Below are 10,167 nucleotides of genomic sequence, written 5' to 3'. Positions count from 1 at the left end.
CAGCTACGCCGCCTGGAACGCCTGGCAGACCAGCGTCCCCGCCGTCTAAGCAGGCGCAGCGGTGCGAACACCAACTAAGTAAAACCAGGGTGCGGTGGTGCAGGTGCGTTCCACCCGTGCCACGCACCCTGTTCAGCGACTTACCAACCAAGGAGAATCACATGTGCCGGGCAGTGAAATGCGATAAATGCCACAAGACGACGTGGGCCGGATGCGGCCAACACGTAGACGAAGTCCTGCGCGGAGTTCCCAGCTCCCAGCGCTGCCTCGGTCACGCGCGGCAGAGCCGGTCCGCGAGGGGCTTTTTCGCCAAACTCCTCGGGCGGTAGAGCCCCTTAGCCGCCCCGGCGATCCTAAGCTGCGGCAGTATCAGCAGGTAGCCGGACGGTCCGAGCTGCTGGGCACGATCGGCCCACGTGCCGCGTTAAACGCCGACGGCGGGGCGTCCCAGCGTGCGGCCGGCGCGCAGGACCAGGACGCGGCGGAAGCTGCGATCCACTACGACGACGTCGGCACGCAGGCCCGCGCGGAGGCTTCCGATTTCGTGTTCCCGGCCGATGATGGCCGCCGGCACCGCGGTGGCCGACAGAACAGCGGCGGCCGGCTCCACCCCGGATTCAATGGTCCGCCGCACAACGTCCAGCATTGTGGCCGTCCCGCCGGCGAGCGTGCCGTTGCTGAGCCGGGCCACGGCACCGCTGACGGAGACGGCTGCGGGGCCCAGCTCGTAGTCGCCGTCGGGGAGTCCGGTGGCGGCCATGGAGTCGGTCACCAGGACCACGTTCTCCGCGCCTACCAGCTCAAAGACCATCCGGACCGTTTCGGCGTCCAGGTGCGCGCCGTCGGCGATGAGTTCGACGGCAATCGTGCCGGCACCGGCCAGCCGGAGGCACGCGGCGACGGGTCCGGGGCTGCGGTGGTGCAGCGGCGGCATGCCGTTAAAGAGGTGCGTGACGGTGGGGCGCGATACGGTCCCCAGACCGGAGGCCGTCAGCAACTCCGCCGCCTCGGTGAGGGAGGCCGCCGTCGTCCGTGCGTCCGCGTCAGTGTGGCCCAGCGACGGTGTGACGCCGTGCTCGGCGAGCGTGCGCACCACGGCGCCGGCACCGGGAAGTTCAGGCGCGTAGGTCATGGTCCGCAGGTTGCCGCCGGCCGCGGTCAGCAGTTCACCCAGCAGGAGGAGGTCCGGCTCGCGTAGGTACCTCGGATCCTGGGCGCCGCAGCGCGCGTGGGACAGGAACGGCCCTTCGGCGTGGATGCCCGCGATGAGTCCTTCGTCGGCGAGCTGCCGCAGGGTTGCCAGGCTACGCATCAGGTCCTCGCGGGACGCCGTAACCATGCTTGCCAGCAGCGTGGTGGTGCCGCTGCGGTGCAGGAAGTCCACGGCGGTCCTGGCAGCCCCGCTATCGCCGCTGGGGAAGTCGCCGCCCACGGCGCCGTGGCAGTGCAGGTCTACGAGGCCGGGCAGAATCATGCTGCCCGGCGGAAGGTTAAGTTCTTCAAGGCCCGGCAGCGATGCCTCGTCCAGGCCCGCACGGGGCCCCACATACGCGATCCGGCCGTCCGCGACGGCCACCACGGCGTCGGCCTGGACCGAACCGTCGGTCAGGACCGTGCCGGCCAGCAAATAGTTCCCGGCCTCAGCGGCGGCGGGCTGTGTCTGTTCCGGCTGTGCTCGTTCCGGCGGCGGGGTCACTTCAGGGCCTCGGCGAACCAGCCGGTGATGGTGGCCGGGTGCGTGATCGCGGTACCGACGACGACGGCGAACGCGCCGGCGTCGAGGCACTGCCGGGCCTGTGCGGGGGAGTGGAGGCGGCCTTCGGCGATGAGCGGCACGCCGAAGCCGGCGGCGGCGATCTGCTCCAGCAGTTCCAGGTCGGGGCCGTGCGACTTGGGTCGCTCGCCGGTGTAACCGGACAGCGTCGTGCCGATCAGGTCGGCTCCGGCCTCGACCGCCGCGGCAGCGTCGTCAAACGAGCCGCAGTCCGCCATGACCAGCGCGTGGGAATCCTGGTGGATGCCCGCCACCGTCTGGGCCAGAGTCAGGCCGTCCGGACGTTCCCGGCGCGTGCCGTCGATCGCCACCACGTGGGCGCCCGCGTTGGCCACCGCCAAAGCGTGGCGGAGTGTGGGAGTTATCAAGACGCCGTCGTGCCCGTCCTTCCAGAGCCCGATCACCGGAACCTCCACGGCTGCCCGCGTGAACTGCACATCGGCCAGGCCTTGGACGCGGATAGCAGCGGCGCCGCCGATCACGGCGGAGGCCGCCACCTGCGCCGTGGTGCGCGGGTCCCGCATGGGCTCGCCCGGATACGCCTGGCAGGAGACGATGAGTTGCCCGCGCAGGGCTTCGAGGGCTTCGGGGGTCAGAATCACAGTCAGGTCCTCTGGAAGTTTGGCGGAGCGGGTTGAAGATCGGGGTGGGGCGAGGTGGTCTGGCGGGGTGCTTTGGACGCCCGGGTCAGGACGGCGTGGTGAGGACCAGCCGCGCGGCGCCCACCATGGCCGCTGCGTTGCCGAGTTTAGCGGGCAGGACCGGAAGGCCGCGCAGGGCCGGCAGGAGTTCGGCGCGCAAGGCACGTTCCATGGGGTGCCACCAGGGGGCGCCGGCATCGGACAGCCCACCGGAAACCACCACCACTTCGGGGTCCAGGATATTCGCGAGACCCCCCACCGCCTGCCCTGCCGCGGCGGCGCCGAGGCCCACAGCTTTGATGGCCACGGCATCGCCGGCGCCGGCAAGGGCAAAGACGCCGCGGGCGTCCAGCGCCGGCTCGTTGCCGCCCAGACGCACGTACGCCTCACGGATGGCAGGGCCGGAGGCGATCGCCTCAACATGCCCGGCGCCGCCGCAGACGCAGGGCACAGCCTGACCCCCATGGAACGCGTACGGGGAAGCGAAGTGGCCCACATGGCCGCCTGCGTAATGGTGTCCCAGGACGGGGTGCCCGGCCAGGACAAAACTGCCGCCGACGCCGGTGCCGAAGGCTACCAGGAGCGAACTTGCCGTTCCTGCGGCGGAACCCGTCCACGACTCGCCCAGGGCGTGCGCATGGACATCGTTCACAGCCTGTACAGCCCCGGGCGCCAGGCCAAGCCGGGCGGCCAATCCTGCGGTCAGCTTGGTTCCGGCCCACCCGAGAATGGCATCGGTAGCGGACACCACAACACCGCGTCCGGCATCGATGACCCCGGCAGAACCAACCCCGACCCCCGCCACGTCCAGGCCCTTTGCTTGAGCCCGGGACATGAGGGAAGAAATAAGTGCCGCAGTAGCGTCCAGGATCGCGTCGCCGCCATCCCGGTTCAGGGTGGGAATGGTCTCCGAAAACAAGACCTCCCCGTCCCCGGAAACAACCCCGGCAGCAGTCTTAGTACCCCCAAGGTCAACACCGATCGCATGCTGCATTTTTGTTCCCATGTTCTCTCTGCTGCGGGTTAGGTTCGTTGTGGCCGGGTCGGAGCCAAGTGCCTCGCCCAACCCAACCACGACTGACTAAACGAGCCCGTTGCGTTCGAGGATGACGCGGATCGCCGTGGTCTCGGCCTCGTCCAGGGAGAGCATGGGGACGCTCATGACGTTCGTCTTGATGATGCCCATGAGCTGCAGGGCGGTCTTGAAGGCGCCCAGGCCCGCGGCGTTGCCGGACATGCGGCCGGCCTTGGGGGTGTAGACGATCTCGAAGACGTCGGCCAGGCGGTCCTGCTCGGCTGCGGCCTGGGCCCAGTCGCCGGCCTGCGCGGCGTCGAACAGGCGGCGGTAGCCGGCGGGGTCAACGTTGCCGAGGCCCGGAACAACACCCTGGGCGCCGCCCAGGAGGGCGCCGTCCACAACCACTTCGTGGCCGGTGAAGATGTCGAAGTTGGGGATGTCCTTGGCAGCCAGCAGCAGCTGGCGGAACGAGACGTCGTCGCCGGAGGAGTCCTTCACACCGGCAATGACGCCGTCGCGGCCCAGCTCGACCAAAAGGTCGGTGGGCAGCTTGAAGTGGGTGCGCACCGGCACGTCGTAGGCGAAGACGGGAACGTCGACGGCGGCGGCGATGGAGCGGAAGTGCGTGTTGTTCTCCTGGGCGTTGGAGATGGCGTAGTACAGGCTGGTGGCCACGATCGAGTCGGCGCCCAGCGCGATGACGCGCTTGGCTTCCTCAATGACGCGGTTGGTGGTCTGTTCTACTGCGCCCACGATGACCGGCACCTGGCCGGCGTTCACGCCTGCCACGGTCTGCACGACGAGGTCGCGCTCGCTGTTGGTCATGTGGGTGACCTCGCCGGAGGAACCCAGCACGAACAGGCCGCTGACGCCGCCGTCGAGCAGGTGCTTGGTGACGCTTTCCAGCGACGCTACGTCGATGGCGCCTTCGGCGGTGCGGGGGGTTACGACGGGCGGAATGACGCCCTGGAAACGGGAAGCGACGGTGGTCACAGAGTTCTCCAAATATTGATGGTTTAGACGAAAATTCATGGCGGGAAGGCTAGATGTGGAGCAGGCTCGGGGCGGCGCCCAGGAGCTTCTTGGTGTAGTCGTTGGTGGGGCTGTCGAAGACCTGGGTCGCGGTGCCCTGCTCGACGATCTTGCCGAAGTACATAACGCAGATGCGGTCCGAGACGTAGCGGACGGTCTGGATGTCATGTGAGATGAAAACCATGCCAAGGTTCAGCTGGGTCTTCAGGTCCGAGAGCAGGTTCAGCACCTGGGCGCGGACGGAGACGTCAAGGGCCGACGTCGGCTCGTCCGCCACGATGATGTCCGGATCCAGCGCCAGGGCGCGGGCAATCGCCACACGCTGGCGCTGGCCGCCGGAAACCTGCGACGGCGTGACTTCTGCAGCGGACTGCGGCAGGCCCACGAGGGCCAGCAGTTCCTTGACCTTCGCCGCACGGGATGCGGCGTTGCCGATGCCGTGGATCTGCAGCGGGTCGGTGAGGATGTCCTGGACGGTCATGCGCGGGTTCAGCGCCGTGGCGGGGTCCTGGAAGACCACGGACACGGAGCGGCCGAATTCCTTGCGCATGTGTGCGTTGCGCTTGATGGCGGGCTTGCCGTGGAACAGGACCTCGCCCGACGTCGGCGGCTGCAGTCCCACGAGCACAGACGCGAGCGTGGACTTACCGCAGCCGGACTCACCCACGATGCCCACGGTTTCGCCGCGGCTGATGGTGAAGTCGACGCCGTCGACCGCTTTGACGATGTTCGGGCGGAAGAGCCCGCCGCCACGTGCGTGATGGTAGACCTTGACGTCCTTGAGCTCGATGACCGGTTTGCCGGTTGATTCGCTCACTTTGCATCCTCCTTCAGATGGCTCGCCCAATAGTGGTCAGCGTCCCCGCCATTGGCGGCTCCCACCGACGTCAGGACCAGCTGCTGGTTGGGGTCGGCGTCGGACCGCAGTGAACGCGGGGCAAAGCGGTCTCCCGGGGCGAAGTCCCGCGGGGACGGGACGGTGCCGGGGATCTGGTGCAGGCGCACGGCGTCGGCCTCGATGGAGAGGACAGCGCCGAGCAGGCCGCGGGTGTACTCGTGCCTGGGGTTCTGCAGCAGCTCCGAAGCCTGTGCGGATTCCACCATCTGGCCGGCGTACATCACGGTGATGCGGTGGGCCAGGGAGGCCACCAGGGCGAGGTCGTGGCTGACGAAGACCATGGCGAAGCCGAGCTGTTCGCGCAGTTCGTTGAGCAGGTCCACTACCTGCTTCTGGACCGTGACATCCAGTGCGGTGGTGGGCTCATCGGCGACCACGATCTTCGGCGAACGGGACAGGGCCATGGCGATCAGGACGCGCTGGCGCTGGCCGCCGGAGAGCTCGTGCGGGTAACTGGCAAGCGTCCGGACCGGATCGAGCCTGACCAGTTCCAGCAGCTCGGTGGGGGTCTTGCGGCCGCCGCGCTTGGTCAGCTGCTCCATCTGGTCCTTGATCTTCATGGACGGGTTCAGGGAGCTCAGGGCGTCCTGGTAGACCATGGCGATCTGCTGGCCGCGCAGGCCTTCGTAGGCCTTGGCGCTGCTGTGGCTGGTGGCCGGATCCAGCAGTTCCTTGCCGTCGAACTTGATGGACCCGGTGACCTGCGCGGTCTTGGGCAGCAGGCCCATGACCGCGAGGGACGTGATGGACTTGCCGCAACCGGATTCGCCCACCAGGCCCATGGTCTCGCCTTCGCGGACCGTAAAGGAGACGTTGTCCACAATCGCGGTGTCGCCGAAGCGGCCCGGGAAGCGGATGGACAGGTTCCTGACCTCGAGGACGTTGCGCGCTCCGGCCGGTACCTGGGGGAGTCGATCGGTGCGCGTGGCCTCGATGGCGGAAAGCAGTTCCAGTTCCTTGTCCAGCAACAGGTGCGGGTTCGCCGCGGCCAGCTTCGGATCGGAGAGGATGGCTGCCTCGTTGTAGTGCTCCTCGGTGAGGACGTCGCCGAAAGCGGCGCGCACGCCGTCGAGCTCGTGTTCTTCCACCACCGAAGGCTGGGCCACGGAAGTGCCGATCTGGGTGTCGACGCCGGCACCCACCGCTGCGCCGGACACAACAGCCGAAGCGCCGTCGTCGTCCTTTACTGCAGGTGCCTTGCGCAGTTTCGGGTTCACCATGGCGTCGGTGAGGCCCTCGGCGAGGATGTTCAGCGAGAGAACGGTGAGCAGGATGGTCACACCGGCGAAGGTGGTGGCCCACCAGCCGCCGGACAGGACAAGGTTGCGGCCGTAGGAGATCACGTTGCCCCACGACGGTGCGGGGTCCTGGACGCCGGCGCCGAGGAAGGACAGCGAGGCTTCGAGGATGATGGCGTCGGCCACCATCACCGTGGCGAACACCAGTACGGGGGCCGCGGTGTTGCGGACGATGTGTTTGAGCAGGATGTAGAAGCGGCCTGCGCCGATCACACGCTCGGCGCGGACGTAGTCTTCGCCGTACTGGGAGAGCACGTTGGCGCGGACCACGCGGGCCAGCTGCGGGGTATAGATGATGGCGATCGCGATGATGATGGTGGGAACCGAGTTGCCGAACGCGGCCAGCAGCACTGCGGCCAGGGCGATGCCCGGAAACGCCATCAGGATGTCCATCAGGCGCATGATCAGTTCGTTGACGGCCTTGCTGGATGTGGCGGCGAAGGAACCCAGCAGGGCGCCTGCCAGGATGGCCAGAATGACGGCGCCGAGGCCGATCATCAGCGAGGACTGGGCGCCGAAGAGCAGCCGGGAGAAGATGTCGCGGCCCAGCCGGTCGGTGCCGAAGAAGTGCTCGGCACCCGGCGGGGTAGCGGGGATGAAGGTCTCCAGCGGATCGTGCGGCGCGATGACGGGCGCGAACACGGCGGAGAGGACGATCATGATGAGGAAGAGGAGGGCGATGCGGGAGCCCCAGGGCAGGGCCTTGAAACGGATGCCCGGGGCACTCAGCCGTTCAGCAAGCTTGCTGCGCATGAGCTATACCGTCCTGATTCGGGGGTTGATGAGCAGGTACAGGAGGTCCACCACGATATTCACCAGAACGAAGGTGACCGAGATGGTGAGCACCACGCCCTGGACCAGGTTGACGTCCAGGTTGGTGATGCCGTTGAGGATCAGCTGGCCCATGCCGGGCAGGGCGAAGATCATTTCAATCACGACGGCGCCGCCGAGCAGGTAGCCCACGCGCAGTCCCAGCACGGTCACCGGAGTCACCAGCGCGTTGCGGAGGACGTTCTTGGAGACCACTTCGCGGTAGGGGACACCATTGCCGATGGCGGTGCGGACGTAGTCGCGGTCCAGCTCCTCCACCATCGAGGTGCGGACCACGCGGATCAGCGAGGCGGAGACCGGGATGCCGAGGGCCAGGGCCGGGAGGGCCATCGAGTTGAGCCAGCCGCCGAAGCCGGATTCCGGCGTCGCGATTCCCCCTGAGGGGAACAGGGGGCTGGCGCCGAGGGCAAACCACTGGATCAGGAGGATGCCGAGCCAGAACGAAGGCGTGGCGATCGCGGCGATCGAGAAAACGCGGACCAGCTGGTCCTGCCATTTGTCGCGGTAAAGGGCTCCGAGGATACCGAAGACCAGGGAAACGACGACGGCGAGGAGGACGCCGAGGAAGGTCAGCTGCAGCGTCAGGGGGAACGCGGAGCCGATCATGGACGCCACCGACTTTGCCGGCGGCGTGGTGACGCCGAGGTCCAGCTGCAGCAGCTTGCCGAGGAAGCTGAAGTACTGGATGACCAGCGGGTCGTTCAAGCCGTTTTCCTGGCGGTACTGCTGCTTCGCTTCTTCGCTGGCGCCGTCGCCGAGGGCGGAGCTTGCCTGGTCGCCAGGAGCGGCCTGCAGGACAAGGAAGACGAGCAGGGTGATGCCCAGGATCATCAATGGCAGTGCTGCGAGTCTGCGGCCAAGCAGACGCAATATCGTGACCAATTTGTTCTCCGGTTTGTTTGGTTGCGCCGCAGGGAAGCGTCACGGGGTGGTGCTTTCGAGCCCGGAGGGGCTATGGCCGGCGGGCCACAGCCCCTCCGCTGCGTCGAGTTGGTGATGCCGTTTCCCCGGGAGGTCCCGGGTGCTGCGCTGGTTCTCAGCGCAGCTTAGGCGGTGCGGCCGACGTCGATGAACGACATGCCGGTGGTGGGCAGCGGCTTGAAGCCGTTGAGCTTCTTGTCGTCCCAGGCGGAGGGCAGCTGGCGGTGGAAAATCGGGTACAGCGGAACTTCTTCGGAAACGAGGTCCACAATTTCGCCGGTGATCTTCTTGGCGTCTGCTGCGGCAGCCTGGGAGCCCTTGTTCATGAGCTCCTGCAGCTTGGCGCGTTCCGGCGCGGTCCAGTAGGCGCGCTTTTCCATCCAGGTGGCGCCCGAGTAGAACCAGCTCAGGAGCAGGTCCGCGTCGTTGCCGAAGACTGACGGGTCGCCGGGGGCTGCGACCACTGAGTAGTCGCCGGTGCCGACGCGGTCGGTGTACAGCGCGCCGGACTGGATGCTCTTGACGGAGACCTTGACGCCCGGGATCTTGTTCCAGGATTCGAGGATCAGCGGGGCAACGTCCTTGACCCAGGCAGTGTCCGTGGTGAGCAGCTCGAATTCGAGGCTCGTGACGCCGGCTTCCTTCAGCAGGTCTTCGGCCTTCTTGACGTCGTAGCCGTAGACGTTCTTGGCCTTGACGTAGTCCGGGTGGCCTTCCTGGAAGTAGGAGCTGGCCGCCTTGGCATTGCCGAACAGGGCCTTCTTAATGATGGCTTCCTTGTCCAGGCCGTAGTGCAGGGCCTGGCGGACCAGCTTGTTGTTGAACGGGGCCTTGTTGCAGTTGAACATCAGGAACATCAGGCCGAAGGACTGGACTGATTCAACCTTGACCTTGGACTTCAAGCCGTCGATGTCCAGGTAGGGGACGTCCTCGATGGCCTGGACACGGCCGGACTGGACGGCGGTGACGCGGGCAGCGGCGTCGGAGAGCAGGAGCCAGGTCATGCCCTTGGCCAGTGCCGGCTTGGGGCCGTTATAGTCTGCGAACGCTTCGAAAACGATCTTGTCGTCCTTGGCGGCGGAGATGAGCTTGTAGGGGCCGGTGCCGACGGGCTTGGCGTCGAAGGCCTTGAGGTCCGTGGCCAAGGCCTTGGGGACAATTTTGACCACGGAGATGCGGGGGCCGAAGCCGGGGAATGCGTACTTGAGGGTGAACTCAACCGTCTTGGCATCCAGGGGCTTGACGTCCTGGATGAACGGGATGAACTGTGAGAACAGGGACTTGTTCGCCGGATCCATCACGCGGGTGAAGGAGAAGGCGACGTCTTCGGTGGTGACCGGGGTGCCGTCGTGGAACTTGGCACCTTCGCGGATGGTCACCTGGTAGGTGGTGTCGTTGACCTTCTTGGGGTCCGAGGCGGCCAGTGCGTTGTACGGCACGCGGGTGGCCGGGTGCAGTTCGATGAGGCCTTCGAAGATGTGCAGGTTGGCGGCCATCGGGGTGGCGCCTGAGGAGCTCAGCGGGTCGAAGCCGGTGGAGAGGGCATAGGAGATGCCCGCCTCGATGGTGAGGTCTTTGTTGACTGCCGCAGGGCTCGCGGAGTCGCCGGTGGTGGTAGCTGCCGGGCTGCCGCACGCGGCGACAGAGGCGGTGAATGCTGCAGCGGCGCCCATCGCACCGGTGAGCTTGAGGAAGTTCCGGCGGCTGGCGTCATTGACCAGCGGCAGGTTCTTGGTGATGTTGTTCATGAGGGC

At 66.9% G+C, this 10,167-nt stretch carries 8 protein-coding genes; all 8 read right to left on the bottom strand.

The genetic code is table 11. The features are described 5' to 3' along the window. Positions 1 to 424 precede the first annotated feature (424 nt). The 8 genes from nagA to QK290_RS06460 all read right to left on the bottom strand — a co-directional run bounded on the left by nagA (position 425) and on the right by QK290_RS06460 (position 10,161). Complete coding sequence (gene nagA / locus QK290_RS06495) at positions 425 to 1,627, bottom strand: N-acetylglucosamine-6-phosphate deacetylase (RefSeq protein ID WP_282329875.1); 1,203 nt, start codon at positions 1,625 to 1,627, stop codon at positions 425 to 427. A gap of 65 nt (positions 1,628 to 1,692) precedes the next feature. Then, entirely contained in the window at positions 1,693 to 2,376 is a 684-nt protein-coding gene (locus tag QK290_RS06490) for an N-acetylmannosamine-6-phosphate 2-epimerase (protein ID WP_282329856.1), read from the bottom strand. Between the two features lie 85 nt (positions 2,377 to 2,461). Continuing rightward, positions 2,462 to 3,409 (bottom strand): ROK family protein, encoded by a 948-nt coding sequence (locus QK290_RS06485; RefSeq protein WP_282329874.1) that lies wholly within the window; start codon positions 3,407 to 3,409, stop codon positions 2,462 to 2,464. Positions 3,410 to 3,496: 87 nt separating this feature from the next. Next, positions 3,497 to 4,426: a dihydrodipicolinate synthase family protein gene (locus QK290_RS06480; protein WP_282329855.1), complete on the bottom strand. Its 930-nt coding sequence runs from the start codon at positions 4,424 to 4,426 to the stop codon at positions 3,497 to 3,499. Positions 4,427 to 4,475: 49 nt separating this feature from the next. Beyond that, the gene (locus QK290_RS06475; protein WP_282329854.1) at positions 4,476 to 5,282 is read right to left on the bottom strand and encodes an ATP-binding cassette domain-containing protein; all 807 of its coding nucleotides are present in this window, start codon (positions 5,280 to 5,282) and stop codon (positions 4,476 to 4,478) included. Continuing rightward, positions 5,279 to 7,414, bottom strand: coding sequence for a dipeptide/oligopeptide/nickel ABC transporter permease/ATP-binding protein (locus QK290_RS06470; RefSeq protein WP_282329853.1), 2,136 nt, complete (start codon positions 7,412 to 7,414; stop codon positions 5,279 to 5,281). Before QK290_RS06470 ends, QK290_RS06475 begins: the two co-directional genes overlap by 4 nt. 3 nt (positions 7,415 to 7,417) lie before the next feature. Further along, positions 7,418 to 8,374 carry an ABC transporter permease gene (locus QK290_RS06465; protein WP_282329852.1) on the bottom strand — a complete coding sequence of 319 codons (957 nt, stop codon included), beginning with the start codon at positions 8,372 to 8,374 and terminating at the stop codon, positions 7,418 to 7,420. 164 nt (positions 8,375 to 8,538) lie between these two features. Further along, positions 8,539 to 10,161: an ABC transporter substrate-binding protein gene (locus QK290_RS06460; RefSeq protein WP_282329851.1), complete on the bottom strand. Its 1,623-nt coding sequence runs from the start codon at positions 10,159 to 10,161 to the stop codon at positions 8,539 to 8,541. Positions 10,162 to 10,167 lie beyond the last annotated feature (6 nt).

It is taken from the genome of Pseudarthrobacter sp. AL07, from assembly GCF_029960665.1.
In the GTDB taxonomy this organism is placed as follows: domain Bacteria; phylum Actinomycetota; class Actinomycetes; order Actinomycetales; family Micrococcaceae; genus Arthrobacter.
Note: the sequence above shows the minus strand (reverse complement) of the source record. Positions and strands in the feature narration are given on the sequence as shown.